Origin of the sequence: Flavobacterium arsenatis, assembly GCF_031456785.1 — a bacterium.
GTDB lineage: Bacteria > Bacteroidota > Bacteroidia > Flavobacteriales > Flavobacteriaceae > Flavobacterium > Flavobacterium arsenatis.
This window is the reverse complement of record NZ_JAVDVI010000017.1, coordinates 64277-84313: the sequence shown is the minus strand read 5'-3', so window position 1 is coordinate 84313 and position 20037 is coordinate 64277. Positions and strand designations below refer to the sequence as shown.

At 38.7% G+C, this 20037-nt stretch carries 7 protein-coding genes; 2 read left to right on the top strand and 5 right to left on the bottom strand.

What is annotated here, in order from left to right:
* Positions 1-4: 4 nt before the first annotated feature.
* From J2X31_RS16065 to J2X31_RS16045, 5 genes are all read right to left on the bottom strand, one after another.
* Entirely contained in the window at positions 5-448 is a 444-nt protein-coding gene (locus J2X31_RS16065; protein WP_310028113.1) for a hypothetical protein, read from the bottom strand.
* Positions 445-1353, bottom strand: a complete 909-nt coding sequence (locus J2X31_RS16060; protein WP_310028137.1) for an RHS repeat-associated core domain-containing protein — start codon at positions 1351-1353, stop codon at positions 445-447. The genes J2X31_RS16065 and J2X31_RS16060 overlap by 4 nt, the downstream gene beginning before the upstream one ends.
* A 131-nt stretch (positions 1354-1484) precedes the next feature.
* On the bottom strand, positions 1485-2087 hold the full coding sequence (locus J2X31_RS16055) for a hypothetical protein (RefSeq protein ID WP_310028110.1): 603 nt from the start codon (positions 2085-2087) through the stop codon (positions 1485-1487).
* 20 nt (positions 2088-2107) lie between these two features.
* Complete coding sequence (locus J2X31_RS16050; protein WP_310028107.1) at positions 2108-14896, bottom strand: SpvB/TcaC N-terminal domain-containing protein; 12789 nt, start codon at positions 14894-14896, stop codon at positions 2108-2110.
* A gap of 29 nt (positions 14897-14925) precedes the next feature.
* The gene (locus J2X31_RS16045; RefSeq protein ID WP_310028104.1) at positions 14926-16824 is read right to left on the bottom strand and encodes a T9SS type A sorting domain-containing protein; all 1899 of its coding nucleotides are present in this window, start codon (positions 16822-16824) and stop codon (positions 14926-14928) included.
* A gap of 516 nt (positions 16825-17340) precedes the next feature.
* Between J2X31_RS16045 and J2X31_RS16040 the strand changes: the two genes are divergently transcribed.
* The gene (locus J2X31_RS16040; protein ID WP_310028102.1) at positions 17341-19422 is read left to right on the top strand and encodes a thioredoxin domain-containing protein; all 2082 of its coding nucleotides are present in this window, start codon (positions 17341-17343) and stop codon (positions 19420-19422) included.
* Positions 19423-19476: 54 nt separating this feature from the next.
* The gene (locus J2X31_RS16035) at positions 19477-20019 is read left to right on the top strand and encodes a YtxH domain-containing protein (RefSeq protein ID WP_310028099.1); all 543 of its coding nucleotides are present in this window, start codon (positions 19477-19479) and stop codon (positions 20017-20019) included.
* The last annotated feature ends 18 nt before the right edge of the window (positions 20020-20037 follow it).

Genomic DNA, 20037 nt, shown 5'->3' with positions numbered 1-20037 from the left:
ATAATCACATATCTAAACCTTCTCCTAATTTATTATTGCGAAATGTCATTAAAGATTTAAAATTATATGCTTTACTTCTGGATATGATTCTTCCATCTGAAGTAATTATCTTATTTTTGGAAACAATTAATGATAATGAATCATTTACAAAAACATCTGTCTTTAAGTTTATTGTAGTAAAAAATTCTATTTTTTTTTCCTTACTTGAATGATTTATTGAATCAATTTTAATTAAAGGAAAAGTATCTTTTGAAATTATTAAGAAAAAATCTTTTTTAGTCATATTTTTTTCGAAACTTAAAGTTGTGTAAAGCTTCAGATCGAACAGTTTATGGTTATTATTTAAAGAATCATATATTAACTCTTGAGATTCTATCCGAATTTGCTTATAATTATTACATTTCATTAGTAAAAATGATAATATAATCAATGCTAATAGTTTTTTCATTCTCCTATTTTTTTATAATCATGATAGTTCTTATTTAACAGTTTATTAAAATCTTCCGTCACAGTTTTTGCATATTTTTTTATCTGTTCTTTGTAAATATCTGAATGCCTCTTTTGTGGATTTAACAAATGTCCTATTGGACCACCTTCGTGATCCAAAGCACTAATTAAATTAAATTTATCATTAAGTATTGAATTTACTTTTCCATCTTTAAGTTGGACTGTCACTTTTGACTCTTCATTATTAGTGGTCATTAAAGGGGTTCTAGCATATAAATCAGTTGGTGAATAATTACCTTCATTATAAAGTTCAACTCTTCCTACTGGTTGCCCACCTTTATGGCCTGTTATTATTTCATCTGCAAAAGAAAAATCATTTTTATATAATTTATTTAGATCTACTCCAGCTTCTGTAGAATAATGCTTAAGTATGTTTGATAAAACCTTATAATTATCTTTATTGAAATTATAATCCGACAATTTAACTTCATCATTATTTAAACCAACATTCGTATTTCCATGGATTATAATATTGTTTGTAGCTCTAAAATCAGTATATAAAAATTTGCCATTTGCATCAAAATGATCATCAGGAGGACTCGCACTTCTCCCATCAGGATCCACCAAATTAATCGGATTCTGCATTGTATAATTATACGGATTCCAATTAGGAAACTCCTCGGCCAGCGGGTCAACACTCAACCAAATACTAGTCCTGGAATCATAATACCGTGCACCAAAATAATGCAAACCTGTTTCCTCATCCATCTCCTTGCCACTAAACTTGAACGGTGTCTTGTAGTAGCTGTCAGGATACTGCTCGGCCATCGTTTCCCCGAATGGTAAATTTAGGAAAAATTGGTAGGCTACGCCATTTGCATCTGTTAAAAATGTACTTGTTCCCAGATGATTGGGGTTGACATTTTTCTTTAAAAATACGAAAAGCCATGAATATTCATGACTTTTGTTTTTTAATTTTGTTTGTCGGCACGGATTATAAATCCTCGCTATCGGTTGTGGATATCCAAGCGGTCGGGTTAATCCAAACCCTCAGTCCAAAAGGGAACTTTGTAAAAGTAATTATCTAAAGTCTGCCTTTCCTTTTTATAAGAAAATTTATACTTGATCTTTTTTGTCAAATCTACTATTTGAGTATACTTCATATTGCAAACGTTGATGTTCTTGCTTTCTTCATCTATTGCCTTGCTTAAAATAATCTTGCCATTTAAATATTCTATTCTGAATACAGAAAAATTGCTTTCACCAAATCTAGCAATTGCATAGACAGGCATAAGTTTCTCATTAAGAATATACAATGAAAAGGGTCTATCCTTTATAATTTTAAAATGTGGTGTGATTGAATTAATTGCAATGATTAAATTTTCTTTCTTATCAAACAATAATCTTGTCTTATATCCATTATAAACAATTTTATAGTTTTGATCAGAAAATAAAATCTTACAGTTTTTCAATTCTTCAATATTGAAATGATTAAATTTAGTTTCACATTTATAACCGTCTTTAATCAATTTATCAATATCGCCCAAATACTCCACTTTTATACCTCTATCTATGCACTTTTCTGTTTCTTTACTGGAACAAAAAAACAGAAAAATTGCTATTAAACTATATCTTATCATCTTAAACATTTTATTATAACTTAGTGCTTTAAATTTCTGAAGGTTTTTTTAGCTTCTGGTGTAATTCCAAATCTATTGTTTGGACGCAAATATTTGCTACTCATTCCTCCTGAACTATTAACTTTTAAATCATAGAAACCTGCTGATACACCATTCTTATTATACTGCAAAAAACCAGCCCTTTCTTGATTATGTAGTTGTTTATCAAAATTAAATGAATCATAATTGTTGCTGGTGGCACTAGTTAATGTGTAATTTAAAAATAACTTTCTATTTGATTTCCCTACAAAAAAAGAAGAAAAATTTTCAGCATGTTTCTTTCCTGATTCATAGTACTTGGTCTCAGGCTGTAACGAACCTCCAACTAGTGAACATGCGGTAAACATAACATTAGCATCATCAGTCAATAAGCCTTTTATATAATTTAAAGAAGGATTCTTTGAGGGATCAGCTGTTGAACTCCCTGCAGAAATATTACCATCTAATTCAGCTCCTTCAGCACTTCCATGGGATCTCCAAGCAAGGTTTTTAATAAATCCTTTCTTAGAACCATATTTTTCCTTTAATATTTTTTCAGCCTCTTGTGGATTATTTACCGCTATCCAATCATATTCCCCAGAAGTGGCATTCATCTTCTCTTCATCAATATTACCATTGTCCATTGTAAATATAAGTAAGTTTGAACTACCTGTTAGCTTTCCTTTTTTGGGGTCTCCTTCAGTCCCTTCAGGCGACATCCCCGTAGGATCCACTAAATTAATAGGATTCTGCATCGTATAATTATACGGATTCCAGTTAGGAAAGCTTTCCGCCAGCGGATCAACACTCAACCAAATACTGCTCCTAGAATCATAATACCTAGCACCAAAATAGTGCAAACCTGTTTCCTCGTCCATCTCCTTGCCGCTAAACTTGAACGGTGTCTTGTAGTAGCTGTCGGGATATTGCTCGGCCATCGTCTCCCCGAATGGTAAATTTAGGAAAAATTGGTAGGCCTTTCCATTTGCATCTGTTAAAAATGTGCTGGTGCCCAGATGGTCGGGATGGTAGAAGTATATTGGTGTTGCAGGCTCAGGAGCACGTTGCAACTCCGGATTGTCTTCCAAGGCTTCGTCCTGCAGGGCTTTTTCCTCTTCCTGATAGGTTGTGCCTTTATACTCCTTGAAAGTAGCCTTGCCTAATTTTGCCTTTTCAAGATATTGCTGGAGGTCGGCTATTTGAGCCTGCTGTACTGCCTTTTCGTCAAATTCCGTTGCTCCATCGCTTGCCGATTTTCCTGACTTTGACTTCTTCTCGTTGAAGATATCAGCCTTGTCATCGCCCAAACGGCTCACGATGCGTTGAGAGCCTGCATAATAATGCTTGCTGTACACGCCGTTAGGATCTATCACCATAAAGGCACTCGGATAGGTAGTGTAACTGTTCATCGTTACCGATGGAGGGTTTACCAGCGATCCATTCTCGTAGATGGCCTCGTTGTCCGAACCTGCCTTTAACACCCTTTCGCCGGAGGCATCATAGATATAATGCTGCATCTTGTAGTTGGAATAGAAAACACGCAGGCGGTTGGACTCGTCCCAGTAATAATCAGAGCTTGTCTCTGCATTGCTCCTATTCTTAACATTACCATTGTCATCATACATGAAATTTTCCACTTGGTTTCCATTAGTGATGGTTTCTACCCTATGGGTGCCTTCGTAGTACTTATAATCATTACTATATGTATTGGCCCCAAAGGTCGCATTGTTTTTAATATGCGTCTGCCCTTTGGATTCAATCCCATGGGTGCTGTTGTATTTCATATTGAGGCTATAATTGCTCTGGAAATCGTTTCCGTTATTGGCCTGCGAAGGACTGCCGTCAAAACTACCCTCGGCACCCGCAAGTCTGTTGAAGGTATCGTATCCGAACCTATGACTATATTTTCCACCCATATTGTTGCTGGTTATGCCTGCACTGTTATCGATGTTTACCACATTCCCAACCTTGTCATATCCATAATCATTGTTGAATAGGTCCTGTTGATCGGCAGTCTTGACATTCAGGTTTTTCATTCGCCTCATCGTAGCAGTATAGGCATAAGACGTCTCGGTATCATTGCCATATTTCAAATACTTACGTTGCTCAAAGTAGTCATAATCAATACGTTTGATATAATCATAGCTCTGGCTGTTGACCATCCCTGTGACCTTGTTCAGGTTTCCTCCAAGATCATAGGAATAACTGATATCTTCTCCATCGGGATACTGCATGGTTTGCAGACGGTTCCAGCTGTCATACCCAAATTTTGTTTCGAACACGCGTGTTGGAATGTTGGGCCCTACAACCGTCCTCTTGTTATAGGTCATCTCGCCCATCATGCCATAATCGAATTCCTGTTCGCCCGTGGCGTCTTTTTGCCATATTAGCCTTCCTGTTTGGTTTCCTGAAGAGCCATATTTGTAATAGACATTGCTGATGTTGTCCCCTGATGGAGTGTTTGGATATTCAATTTTTTGCACTCGATTATGGTCATAAGAATATTTAATGAACCTGTCCTGTTGCGGAATTGAATTATCAACCATCAAATTATGGGTCTGAATCTTGGTAAGGTTGCTTGCCTTATCATATTCAAAAGACGTAGTTCCATTATCAGGATGCTTTACCCCAATCTTACGTCCTAGAAGGTCATAACCATAAGAAGTTATCATACCTCCTGCATCCTTATATTCCTGAAGCTCCCCAATCGCATTATAGGTGAATTGTGTCCACACCTCATCATCTCCAAGATTCATGGTCGAAATTACCCTTCCTGATACATCCTTATACGTCTCGCTTATAATTTCCTGGCTGTCGTTTTGAGACACGACTGTCCTTGTCTTGATTGCCATCACGCCTGAGTTGTTCTGGTCGATACTGTAGGTCATGGTAGATACATTTTCATCAGGATCTAAGCTTTTTACTGGCCTGTCCAATTCATCAAATTCCGTAGCAGAATGATGTTCAGTATCGTACTGCAACATAATATATTGCGTATTCAATGCTTTGGTCTGATAATAGGGGTGGTATTGCTTGATGGCCCTTCCAAATTCATCATAGAAAACGGCACCACTAACCGAAAGATGTTCCACCATATTGGGTGATTGTGGAGTACCTATGTTAAGCTCGATGTCTTTCTTGACCTGTATCGGCCTACCCAAACCGTCCACGAAAGTAAACGTCTGTATATCGTTTGTTGGATGTCCTGCGTCATAATGGCTAGTTACGGCAACGGGTACAAAAACATTTTCACTGAGACCCAGAGCCGTATGTTTTAAATAATAGTCGAATTTAAGAGTATAGGGCTTGCTTGCCGCTATCTCTTTAGGGCCAATTATCTTTGTTGTCCTTCCAAAAGAGTCATAGGCATACTTCATCTTGTTGCCTGCCAGATCGGTTGTTTCTACCACTTTGTCGTTATCGTAGTAAAAATTATTGGAGGCGTTAGCCGTATCATAATAGCTGATTTGTGAAGAATATCCGTAAGCATCTTCAATTTTTTGAATCTTATAAAAGTTTGCATCATATGTATATTTATAATACATCGATTCAGCACTATCATTTGGAGGATAGGCTACCTTGGTAAGATTTCCATAGCTGTCATACTCCATAGTAGTAGTTGTAAATTCCGAAGGATTATAATAGGCCTTTATCGTGAGTATGTTTCCTGTATTGTTATTTATTGTTGTGACCCTTCTTCTCATCTGTGAAGGTGCCTCAACTATTATCGAAGAAGGCACATTCAAGATATGCTTCGCATCCAATGTGGCATTGGAGTGATAGGTTATCTTTGAAGTATAATTATCGGCCGGATCATTAATGTTGCCCATATTCTGATGCATCACCACCCTGCCAAGATCGTCATAAAATAGATTTACTTGTGAAGTAAGCAACGGCGTATTGTTCAACTCGTAAAGATAGTTCTTGGTCTTAACCAACACTACAGCTGCAGAGCGACGGCCTTCCTTGCCTCCAACATCAAATGTTGAGGGAAGCATATTGGGAGTCATCTTTGTATTGGTGTCGTCCAGCATCCGCACTTCATAGAAATTTTCTGTCCTTGAAAATTTCTTGGACTCATCATCACCTTTCAATATATAGGATTCCTTCAAAAGCCCATTAAGGAAGTAGCTTTTGTTATGATATTTAGAAACCATAGTCCTGTACACTGTGCTGTTGTCATCACCATCTACTTTTGTATCAATGGTCTTCACCGTTTCATAGCCGTAGAAATCCCTTTCGCGTCGGTCGTATCGTCCGTTTTCATATTTGAACTGTTTCCTGATGGTGTCATTCCCGTCATTCATCTTATCATAACCATCACTGATTACGACCTCGCTCATCACCCATTTCGCATGAGGGTTGTTGTAATCCACTTTCTGCACCTTATAGTCGATCAGGAAGGCACCTTTTAAAGGATTGGTCACCCTTTTCAACTTGTCAGTCCTTCTCACGTTTGAGGAATGCACCACTAATTTGCTGTTTCCTATATCCTCAATCAAATCAGGATAGCCATCGCCATCAAAATCAGAAATTGATTTTTTAGTTTTGCTCGTTGTAGTCGATGCAATGGAGCCCGATAAGGATACAGCAGGGATTTTTAGGCAGAAACCGAAAGGCAATGGCCATGTTATCGCAGCCGTTGCCGATGCGTTTATGGTAGAACCAATACTCACCGACTCTCTTTTCATATTGAAGGCGGAAGACAGCTGGCCAAAATTAGTAAATTTGTTTCCCTGATTGATGGCTAGATGGATGTTATCTCCTGTACCAACATAGTCCAGCAATCCATCACCGTTCATATCCACCAAGGTGTGCTCTGTACTGTTCCAGGCAGAGGTCAGAGAGATTCCCGCCTCCACACTACCGTTCCATTTGTTGATGCCCAGTCCTCCTGAAATATTTTCAGAGGCACTGTTAAATATCTTGCCTGCATGTGTAGTAGGATTTGTAGAAGTTGTCCATGCATAAGCTATGGGTTCTATAGAATAGCCACGGTTCAACTTGATCATAACATTGTCACCGCTTTTTTGCAATAAATCTGCTAGTCCGTCACCGTTGATGTCCATCCAATGGCCTTTCACTATACTTGTCCCTTTAGAGAAACTTCCCGAGATGCCACCTCCCGAGTTACCCTTAAAGCCTTCAAACCTTGGAAAGGAACTGTCGCTGGATTTGGGACTGGATCCCTTGTCGCCACCCTTGCTGTAACTTCCTTGTGCACCCACACCATATCCAGCACTCTCTGCAGTCGATACATTTCCGAGACCTCCCACTTGAGCGTTGAGCCCACCTGTTGTATTGGTATATTGAACCGCATTGGCAGTTACAATATCAGGATAGCGGTCGCCATTAAAATCAACATAATCCGTAATGGAGGTATTATTACCTGATAGCACTTTGGATGCATTTACTCCTACTGAAAAACTTTCAAAACCTACGCTCACTCCTCCAGAAAAATTTTGGGTATCTCCCCTAGAAATCTTATTGATGGCAAAGGCACCCGTTTCCAGCATTCCTTGATAATCATAGGCTTCCACTCCAAAATCATTACCCCCTTGATCCATACGGGCCGCCCTAAAGCCACCAGAAGACGAATAATTTTCATCGTGTGTTCCTTTCCAGCGCTCGTATAGGATACCTCCTATGGTTACTTTTGCAGGGGTTGCAATCAATAGGGGCATTTTTGACAGGCTTCCATAGGTAGCCTCAAAACTGTCCAGTGCCGTTTCGGTCAGGCCATTTTCTCCCAGATTATTGAGATAATTGACGGCATTATTGATGGCGGTAGCCTGATCTTGGTTAAACGTCAGTGCGTTTTCCTTTATCAAATTGCCATAGGCAGACGTCACCGCTCCCTGAACTACATCCGGATTGTACATGAATTGTCCCCATTGACGCAACATAGGACCAAACTTAGGATTAGATCTTTGGTAAAGGTTGACCTTATTTACTGGGACATCATAAGGATTATTGTTAAACGTCATTCTTACAAATGAATTGGAGGCCAATGCAAGCTTGGATAGGCTGGACACCTGATCGTCCATCAGCTGGCTGTCGTCTGCATAGAAACCAATTTCAAGTGGCGTGTTTCCCGTAGGTATTGCAACAGGATCATTGTTAGGAAGTATGTTTACACCACCTGGAGTCTTGATAATCTGCTTACGAACTATGGTTTTATTATTGGTCTTCACCACAAACCAGAGATTGGCATTCTCGATACCCGTAAAGAGGTTTGTAAAGTTGTTGCCTGTATTGTTGATGGTGATAAAACGGGATGACCCAGTTCCTCCTGGCAGTTGAGTCAAATCCACCATTGTATAGGCCGGAGAACAAGGGTAGGATTTATAGATCGAATAATCCACTATGGGATAATATTTCTCTGAGCTCTCTACAACACCTTCCTGCTGTCCGCCTTCTCCAATGACAGGAGCATCATAATTGAATGTAACCGTTGGCTTCCATTGAAATTGATTCCATTTTACATTGGAACTGGAAGTTACTTGGAAGTAAAACTCGGTAGATGAAAGCGAAGAATCTAGGCTGCTATCTACTGATACTATGACACCTTGAGGAAGTGGATGTGAGATTGTTGCTGTTGTTGCAGTTTGACATGTTTGAGTAAAAACTTCATACTCATCGATTGCTACTTCATCATTGTTTACGTTGGCTGTAACAATTCGTTTAAAAATCTTGTAAGTTATATTATCTGATGGATTTGTAACAGTAATGGGCGTCCAAGTAATTTTTGCAGTACCTTCAGTGTTGGCCGGAAAAACAAGCGGTTCGTTCTTCGACAATATAAAACCATCCGAATAGGAGCTCTTGTATATTGAATTGGCGTCCTGGTCTACAGTTGTGTTAATCGTCGTATTCGTATATTCTATCCTCGGGTTCCAATTTACCGCTGGGTTTGCTGTATTGTTGGAGTGTATCCTGAAATAGATACGGTCCCCTTTCTTCACCGTAAGGTTTCCGCCGCTTGCATTGCAATTGGTTGAAGCCGTAGTGATGGTGTTGCTGACACTACTGTTGGTCGCTGTCAATCGTGTACCAAACAATAAACACATTTCAGTAGGCAGATCAGAACACGTTTGCAGGTTGATCCTAGCTTGTGCATTGATCTTTTCCTGCTGTTTTTGATAATAATCATCTAGCCAAGCCTGTGCTTCTATCTGTGATTTCTTTCTGTTTTCATTTTCGCTTATCTTGTTTTGTTCTTGTGTTTTTTTATAGAAATCCTCCATATCGACACCTAAGATCACCTTCAGGGAGGTTATTTCTTTGCTGTTTTCTACCTTATTTCCTTTAGCATCCAGCCATGATTCTTCACTTCCCTTTTTTGTAAAAATGTAACTTCCAGATAGTGTACTATCTATTTTGTTATCAGTTGCATCAAAGCCAAAATTAACCGGTGTTTCCTGAATAGGCAGGTTGAGTTCATTGCCATCAGCCACCCATCTTTTTATGGCTATATTTTGTGCTTCCTTACTGAGAGGGATATCCTTCCATCTGTTTGTTTCAGTAACTTCATTCTGTTCAGCTGGTCTTGGACTATTGCATTGAGGACTTACTGTAAAGTTATAAACTATTGCCTGGCTTGGTTGATTGACGGGTTCTATCTTGATAGTGTTTAGCGCTTGGCTTCCAAATATTTGAAAAGATATTGGTGTATTTGGAGAGGTTGATGTGGGTCCGCTAAAACTTACAGTTGGTCCGTATTGTGCTTCCAATGCATTTTTGAATATTTGTGGATTGTCAAATAAATTAAAAGGCCCTCCTGGCAGGAGTTGTCCATTTATGTAAACATTGGATTGCATTCCTGATGAAATATTTTCAGTTCCTTCTTGGCCAATTGAGGATTGCAAGGTATTGTTACCTCCAAAAGAAATAGAATTCCAGGTAGAGTCATAATACATCTCCCAATTTATTTTAGAACCTGTTAAATTTACTGGAGTCCAGAATCTTGTTGTAAATCCATAGATATTATCAATTCTATTAGTATTTGTTAGCCTCACTCCTGATCTATTGACAGATTCTGTGATGACATGAGGTATACTTTGTAAAACAACTGTACCATACCAGTTTGATATATTGCTTGGAGCATTTAAACTTTGTGTTATCGGGTCAAGATCAGGGTATGTAATTGTTATCGGATAACTAGGACATTGATTTAACAGTCCGCTATTTAGATTACCGTGTGCAAAAAGTAGTTGATTGGGATTACTAGCTGTAAAAACCTGATTGTTAAAGCTCCCTCCATTTAAAACAACATTCTTTATCCTTGCAGAAATTGGTAGGCAGTTTGAATGTGTTGAAAAACTAAATCCAATCTGAAAACGATATTTATTATATGCTTGAACTATTTTAGGTACAGGAAAACTAACACTTGAGCATTGATTAGATGACACAGTGGACTTCCCCATCTCAATAGTCGCCACCACCTCATCCGTTGGTGGTGAATTTACTGCCCTTGAAATACTATTTATAATCTTGATTTGCCCATCAGCAGGGGCTTCCCAAACCTTTACCACATCATAGTTGGGTATTGGTAGAGGGGTTACCTCTTCCGGCACTTCAACTGTCATAGGTTCGGCCACAATCACAAGGTTTTCCGTAACTGCACTATCATTGCTAAACGTTGGGTTTCCGTTTACATCCAACTTGTTAAAATAGACCACGCCATTCTTAACTACGTCAATCAATCCGTCGCCATTTCCATCGGTAAAATAAATATTCGAGGTAGATTCAGAACGTCCCTTGTCCTTTCCTACAAAACCGCCAATTTTACTGATACCGTAGGTTACCTGAAAGTTGCCCGATTTTGAGGCCCCAACAGATTTATAGAAGCTGTCAATACCAAAAATTCGCTTCTTGGGCCCGAAACTATGGGTCACGGTCACATTGCCTTCAGCGTCATAGGTACGTTCAATCCTGTGTGGCTTGAACGATAGTTCACCATCCTCATCAATTACAACATCGTCAAGTCCGTCGCCATTGATGTCCACCATGGCTGTCTTCGATTTGCTGGTATCTTCTGAAAAAGACCATTGGTAACCAAAAGTAGTCGATTTGGTAAACCACTTGCATCCTATACCCAATCCCAGATAGGCACCAAAGTTTTGTGCTTTCGTATTACTTGAACCAAGCAATGAAAGTGAGGTGTCAAAGGAAGGATTGTAGCCCTGTATTAGGTAGTCATAATTTAGATAGGAAGGACAGTCAGGATCACCGATAAGCTCGGTACCTTGGAATGCATAACTGAAAGCACCTGCAGGATTGCTAAACGTTGTGTTTTCTAGTTTTTCGGGTAGTTCCTCCAGCTTGGACTTAAAAAAATTATTGCTAGCTCCTAGAGTGGCATCATCCTTGGCTCCGCGTGCCAACGGGGTTCCCTTACAGTTAACAAAGTTATATACATTCGAACCAACCTGTATGGTATTGAGGGCAATTGCAGGATTATAGACCCGTATGGTCACTATATAATCCGTTACCGAAATCTCCGCCTGCTCGCCATACTGCTGTTTGAACGCAGTTATAAACGTGGCCAGATTGGTGGCAAGGTTGTGAGAGGAAGGGCTCAGTAACACATTGTTTACTTTAAATACAGCCGAAGTTCCCGTTCCAGAATGTATTGAGGTCTGTAATTGATTGCTTCCCGTATACTCCACATCACTAAAATAAGGAGTGTTTGCATCACGATATTGCAAATTATAGTCTACCGGCAAAGTGGGCAGTGAGGACAGGAACGTGAGAGCCATACCATGATAATTATAGAATCCCGCGTCGCTCCAGAAGGAACTTGAATTAAACATTATGAAACTTGAATTAGTCACACTGACATTGGATACATTTGCATTATTTGCACTAAATTGTGACGATATCCAATTCTGTGCTGGAATTTCAAAATTGTTATTCCTAATCGAAAAAGTATTTGAAGGAGTAACTGTGGGTGGACACAGGTTGGTTGGACTATTATTTTGATAATGTGTAAGGTATAGATTCTGTGCTGCAGCCGATACTGTCACATTTCCTATTGTAAAATCCTTTATCCGAGTAAGACCATAAATACACCTTTCATCGGAATAGGGAAGCTCAAAACTTTTCCCTAATGTATGCTTATACACTATATTGTTCAAGGGCATAGGAAAACTAACTTCCATGCAATTTTGATCTACTGGATCAGGACAACCTTGGGTGTCGACCGTTCCGTAAACCTCTGGGCAATCATCATTCTCATCGCAAACGCCGTCTCCATCGCTGTCCAGACAGTCTTCATACACATCATTGCAGGCATTGACCTCTACTCCAGCAGAAAAGAAAACATCTATATCGCCTTGCTTTATATCATCATAATATTCGAATGTATGGCTGTAAAATTCATTGCTATCCTTGTCCAATTCAGACACCTTATTAAGCCTACCCTTTTTGAACTTACCATAACCTGTATCAAAAAGGTATTTTCTTATCGTTGGGCTTGTCGTGGGAGTTTTGCGCTTAATTATGATATTGTCGAGAAAAAAACAATCCGCAATTTTGACACCCAAGCGGGCATCTATCGTAGCATCCTGTCTATATCCTGTCTTTCTATTGAATACGATCTCATATAATGCATTGTTGACCTGTCCTCCAAAACCAGTATAGGAGATTTTGTTGATTACAAAGACTTTGGAACCACTTAAGTTCTGATTAGGCGAAGGGATTGCACCGATATCGTTCTCTGGATTAGAATAGCTATACACAATATTATTTCCATTAACGTCCTCTGTCATATACAACCCCCAATGCACAATATTATTATCGGCATTTTTTATAACTGCATTGGCAACCACCGCTGTTCTTCCTCCATACCAGCTTATGGTTCCATCCGTATTGGTCACTTTCCAATAATAGGCTGAGGGACTACTTCCCATACGCTCAATCTTAGCAAAACTACCCTGCTTTCTTGGAGTGAATACAGTACTTGGACTATTAGCTATTTTGAGTCTGGCATCGGTAGAGGTAACCGTTGAAGTTGCATCAAATTGCCTGTTGGGCATCCAATCCACTTTAATGCCTTCATTATTTGTTATTTTAGGATACATCAATTGTTCGCCTCCAAGCGTATAGATAACCGTTTCATGCGTGTCATTAATTTTTGGCACTCCCCAGCGCGTATCCATTGATATGGCAGGAATATTAATGTTCCAGCCTTGTCCCAGCCAACCGCTACCTCCATCACTATTGTACTGCAGGGTAAGTTGCGGTTGCATCCCGTTTCTTCCAGAAGGAATCTTTATCGGGTAACTTATATTTGCCTCTCCTTTTTGCGAAACTTCAGGCGGGCTGATCAATGTGATTTCAGATGAAGGATCGGCGGCCTTGATGTCGCTCATCATGGTGGGTGTGAATCCTGCCGTTTCTGGACTCTCCGGGGTCTGAATGATTCCGTTTATATAATCTGTAAAATGATCCGTAAGCGAGATGACCGTTTTCTCTTTTTCGTCTATCGTATCTTTTGCAACAGGAATCCAGCTTTTAGAATGGGTATTGAAATAGAAGGTCTTGATATCCTTAGCACTATAACCATTAGGAATAAGCTTTTCGTCATACGGGATTGAAAGGGAGACCATCTTATTAAACTTGGTTCCATCGGGAAGGAATCTGTAGGCAGAACCTCCCTTGGTTACGTTGATCATGCCCGATGCCATTGGGGCAACATCTACCCTCCTTAAATGGGTTATGCTTATTTCCTTGTCTTCTACCAGTGCACTGTCTTTGATGGTAATTGACGCTCCATCCGTTCTTAAAATCGCCTCCTTTTTGGCTTCGACTGCAAAGGTTGCTTTTTGTGGATGGCTTTCCATTGGAAACAATCTATCGGCCTCTATCAAATTGTCAAAATTTATTATTTCCTGTCCTAAAAGTCCATCTGCATCAACAGCTTTTATAATTACGAACTTTTGTTGCTTGAGCTTTTCGGTCAATTCTAAAAAGCCTTCAAACTCTCCGTCATGGATAGAAAGTTTTGTGTCCTCAACATACACGCTAACTTCTTTCGAAATCTGGTTCCTTAAAAAGCCTTTTATATAAAGCTTGTTATCCTTTATGAAATTATTCAGAGGTCTTGCTGTTGATAGCACTGGCAGAAAAGAGCCACTATCTTTTTCATCAAATTCAATCCTTAGATTCTTAACCTGATAGTGCAGATTGGCACCCTGAGGAATACCAAACATAATCCTGTTCTCTCCCGGCTGAAGCCATGCCGCATCAATTTCCTCTTTTTGTAAAGTCCACGCCTGTTGGTGCTTGATGATATGGCCACCTGTTGACAGCCTGTCATTGATGCTTCTCGAAACGCCTGTATAATCCTGAAGCCCATATAGCTCATAGGTCAGATAAACCTTGGCTTGTTCTTCTGGCATATCCTTTATAAAAACCTTGAAGATATTGTCCGAAGCATCATCCAAAGGCTTTTCATTTGTAACCCCAATAAAACCATGCTTTATATCAGATGTCATCACATGTTCCAAAGGTTCCGAAAAGCTCCTTTTCGCAAATGGCGCGTAAGGTTCCTCTGTGGGTGTTTTCACAGCTTCTTCATCAGGGTGGTTCGCATCCATTTGGGGATTATCTTCAGCTGCTTCTCTAAAGCCCTTATAATGCAACCCTTCTTCTTGGTTGAAGTAGGCATATACAAGCTCTTGTGCTGGAGCAACAAAACTGCTGTACAGCATTGAAAAGAGCATGATGTTATAAACTATTTTTCTAACAGTGGTATTCTTTCTACTATTCTGATTATTGAATTGCATATAAGTTCTTTGTATATAGTTACTATCGATTATCGTATGATTATTTTGGTCGATTCTGCCTTTCCATCAATGTTCACAACAATTAAGAAAGTGCCGATTGTGGAAAGTGTTTCTGAATATTCAGCATCCTTCATTTTTCCTAAATAGTTGCTTTTTAACAACTTATTGGAAAAGTCAAAAATAGCAACCGATACCTCTGATTCTTTTTCAAGATTGAACCTAATCTTAAAAGGTTCGTCCCTTTTTGCGGGATTGGGATAGAGTGTCCAGCCTTGGACTGATAAATCTGAAGATGTTACCTTAAAGAATAGTTCATTTTGACAGCCTAGCTCATTAGAAACAACCAAGGCATAATCCCCGCCCTCTACGGCCGTGAATTGTCTTTCTGTTGAAAGTAGTGTTTCTCCTTTCTTCCATTCAAAGGAAAGTTTCTGGTCCTCAGGGTTGTCAATCTGTGGTGCTACTATTGTTTCTTTCGAGTCGTTCAGATACCATTGAGATTCCAGAGATATTGATACGTTTTTTAATCCACTTATAGTCAGAGTGTCACTTTGTATCCTCTTCATCTTGTCCGTTACACTCACGAGATAATCATTAGGGTCTAATTCAGACATCCTAAATGAACGTTCCTCAAAAGAATATGATTCGGTAGTTGCAGGTGTAGAGAAATCAAGCTTGAATGGTACTTTACCTCCAACAATTATAAGCTCTGCTTCACTTTTTTCTTTACTACAATCATTATCAGTAATTTTATAATTGACAAAGAAATCAGGACCTTTTACAAAGGTGAAGGTATCGGAGCCACTATTGTCAGTATCCCATTCCACATTGTCAAAAAATAATTTTCCCTCTTCATCCCGTGACTGCATATAGTATTCAGCATTATGATAATCAAAATCCGAATAGCTGTTCCTGTCTATCACCAGCCATACAAAGTCATTTTTCTTGTTCGGGTTTTCCTTTTCTTCCTCAATAAAAAAAGCAACCTTGTCTATCATAAGCTGTGTTGGAAGTGGCATAGATTGACTTTCGTTTGTGCTTTGCATTTTCCATATCCTTTTCATTTTCTTTATAGCACCTGCTTCTTTTTTGTTGGACTCAATCTTTAATGACTGCCCATTATCTCCCCAGAGAAGAAAGGATTTATCAGGTCTATCTATTACATTTTTCTTATTGGATTCTGCAATAGTTCCTAGTCCGATATAAAGCCCATCCTTTTCTGCATTTCCTGATTGCTTTTGATCAAGATGCATTGCCTCATCTTTCCCTATACCAGTCACACGATTGTTAAACGACTTGTTTTCCTTAGAATCCCATACTTTTTTCCCTTCAGAATTGATATAGTCGACCTCTCCAATAAGGGAGATGCCGTGCTTGATTGACAAATAGGATTCTATTTTTTGCTTTTCCAATTCATTAACCAACCTAGGATAATAGAGCAACTCCATGATGTCATTCCTGAAGCCCTCTTCTGTATTTGGCCTAGAGAGGTTTTCCAAAACCAGGCTAGATCTGTTCCTGCCTTTCTTTTCATGGCCAACAAGATAGGTCAGAACCATACCCTGCCTAGCTTCAACTTTCTTATAAGTATTGGTACTATTATTGGTAAGTTGTTTGTTCGATATAGTAGTCTTGGCACCATTGAGTTTTAAATTCAACAGGTTCACCTCTTCTTCTACATCGGATTTGAAAACCACAAATAAAGAATATTTGCTTTCCAATATGTTTTTATGAATAAGATCCTTATCATCAGAAGAAAAAAACACTGGATTAAAATTAAAAAGAGGGCTGTCTTTTAATCCTGACTTTGAACTACCAACAGCACTCTCTCCATGCAACCATAAAGCATGATCAGGTATAGTGTTTTGAGAAAATAAGACATTTGTCATGCTAAAAAGCAATAATGAATAGAACACTGTTTTTTCCATACTTTTTTACGTGTTAAATTTTTCTTAAAGAAGCAAATATAAAAAGTTTTTTTAAATATTTATTACGGTTTTTCCGTAGTAAAAGTTAATTTTTGTAATCTATTTTGGATGTGCTCAAATTAATATCTTATTTTACATATTTCCTATACGTATAAATACGTAATTTTAATCCTACAAAAATTTTAAAGCCTATACTGAAAATCAGCACAGGCTTTATAATTCTAAACATCTACAATATTCAATATATTCTAGCTTTAACTCCGTAACGGATATAACTAGATCGACATAAAGAGTCGCAAACAATACGCTCTTTATAAGGAGCATCCAAATTAAATTCAAATCCTTTCAAATCCTGTTTACCCTCTTCTGAAGGTTACTTATAAAGTTGCTTCAATGGTTATGATAAAGCGATAAAGCCTTATTGCCTTTTTTGAGTATCTTTGAATCAAAGAGCCATACTGTAAACAAGCAGTTTAAAACAACAACACTCATCAAAGCCCAAATCTAGATTTCCTTATGAACGAACTATCCCAAGAAACCAGCCCTTACCTACTCCAGCATGCCCAAAATCCAGTACACTGGAAATCCTGGAACAGCACTACTTTGGCAACAGCCAAAAATCAAAACAAGTTAATCATCGTCAGCATCGGATATTCCGCTTGCCATTGGTGCCACGTCATGGAACACGAAACCTTCGAGGACGACGAAGCGGCCCAAACCATGAACCAGCATTTCATCAACATCAAAATCGACCGTGAAGAACGTCCAGATATTGATGCCGTTTATATGAAAGCCGTTCAAATCATGACCGGAAGAGGCGGTTGGCCACTGAATGCCGTTTGCCTTCCCGACGGCCGACCTGTTTGGGGTGGCACTTATTTCCGAAAACACGAATGGATTGAAACCTTGGAACAGCTTCAAAAACTCTTCGAAAACAATCCCGAAAAGATGATCGAATATGCCGAAAAACTGCATCTCGGAATCGAAAGTTTAAACGATATTCAAGCTCCAAATAAAACAAACCTAAACCAATTCCGCTCCAACTTCCCCTCCTTTGGAGGGGTGGCCGAAGGACGGGGTGGTTCAAATCGTATAGAAGAAACCCTCAATCCACTCCTCGAAAAATGGATCAAAAGTTTCGACCACGATTTTGGTGGAATGGCTCGTGCTCCAAAATTCATGATGCCCAACAATTATAAATTCTTATTGCGATATGGTCATCAAACAAATAATAAAGAATTACTAGATTTTGTAAATCTTACCCTAACAAAAATGGCTTTCGGAGGACTTTTCGATACCGTTGATGGAGGTTTTTCCAGATATTCGGTTGATATGAAATGGCATGTTCCTCATTTCGAGAAAATGCTCTACGACAATGGACAACTCGTTTCGCTTTATGCAGACGCTTACAAATTGACTAAAAATCCGCTTTATAAAGAAGTGATTGAAAAAACCTTGAATTTCGTTTCAAAGGAACTTTCAAATGATCAAGGTGGTTTCTTTTGTGCCTTGGATGCCGATAGTTTGACCGAAAACCAACATCTGGAAGAAGGTGCTTTTTATGTTTGGAAAAAGGCAGAATTGCAATCATTGATGAAGGACGATTTCGAATTGTTCAGCCAAGTTTTCAACATCAATGATTTTGGCTATTGGGAGGAAGGAAATTATGTGCTGATTCAAAAAGATCCTCTCGAAGAAATCGCTTCAAGAAATCAAATCGAGGTGCATCTGCTTCAAGCAAAAAAGAAATCTTGGGAAAATTTGTTATATACCGAAAGAGAAAAGCGAAGCAAGCCAAGGCTTGACGATAAGTGTCTGACATCTTGGAACGCCCTTATGCTAAAAGGTTTTGTTGATGCCTACAAAGCTTTGCAAGATGAAAACTACTTGAAAACTGCCTTGGAAAACGCAACTTTCATCATCAAAAATCTTTGGACGGAAGAGGGAAATCTGCTTCGAAATTACAAAAACGGCAAAAGTACCATCAATGCCTATCTGGAAGATTATGCACTCTTGATTAATAGTTTTATTGCCCTTTATGAAGTAACAATCGACGAAAAATGGCTCTTGAATGCCAAACAATTGACCGATTATTGTTTCGAACATTTTTATGACGAAAAGAAGAAGTTTTTTGCCTTTACATCTGATTTGGATGAAGCCTTAATTTCCAAACATTATGAAACAGAAGACAACGTGATTCCGGCTTCCAACTCGGTTATAGCCGAGAATTTATTTGTGCTTTCCATCTATTTTGGAAATTCTTATTATGAGGAAGTGGTGCAGGAAATGCTTCAAAACATTGTTCCGAATATCGATTATCCTTCGGCTTTTTCCAATTGGATGAATGTGTTTTTGAATTTTTCCGAACAAAATAAAGAATTGGTGGTTACGGGAGAAAATGCAAAACATTTCATCCATAAAATCAACCGGAACTACCTTCCAAATATCATTTTGGCTGGAGCCGAAAATCATTCGTTATTGCCGTTTTTAAGTGATCGATTTGTGGAAAACGAAACGCTTTTTTACCTCTGTCAAAATCGGGTTTGTCAAATCCCTTCAAAAGATTTCGAACGGACTTTATCAGAATTAAAACACTAATTATAAATTTGTTAGTCCTTTTTTTGTACGTTTGATAAACTAAAAAACAAAATTATGGGACTAGGAACTTTTTTCAGGAATCTTTTTGGTTCATCCAAAGAGAAAGCAACAGAGGTTGCAGAAAACGTAGAAGAATTTGCAAGGGAGAACTATGAAAAAGCGAAAGTAAACGCTGCCCCAATTATCGAGAAAGCCGAAGAATATCTGGAAACAGCAAAGGAAAAAGCGGCACCTTATTTAGATAAAGCGGAAGAATTTGCTGAAGAAGCGAAGGAAAAAGCAATTGAAGCGTATGAAACGGTAAAGGAAAAAGTGACCGATTTTGTTGACCAGGCTCATGAAAAGAAAGAACAAACCGTAGATTTTGTTGAGATTAAAGCCGAAGAAACAAAAGAAGTTGTGAAAGAAAAAGTAGAAGAAGCGAAGGAAGTCGTGGCTGAAAAAGTGGAAGCTGCAGAAGTTAAAGCAGAGGAAATCGCAGCAACCGTTTCGGAAGAAATAGAGGAAGCCGAAGAAATTTTAGAGAAAAAAGCACAACGAGCTGAAATTCATCCCGAAACTTCGGGACAAAAAGCAGCCGACGAAATTGGCGACTAGAAGCCGTTTTTTAACGTA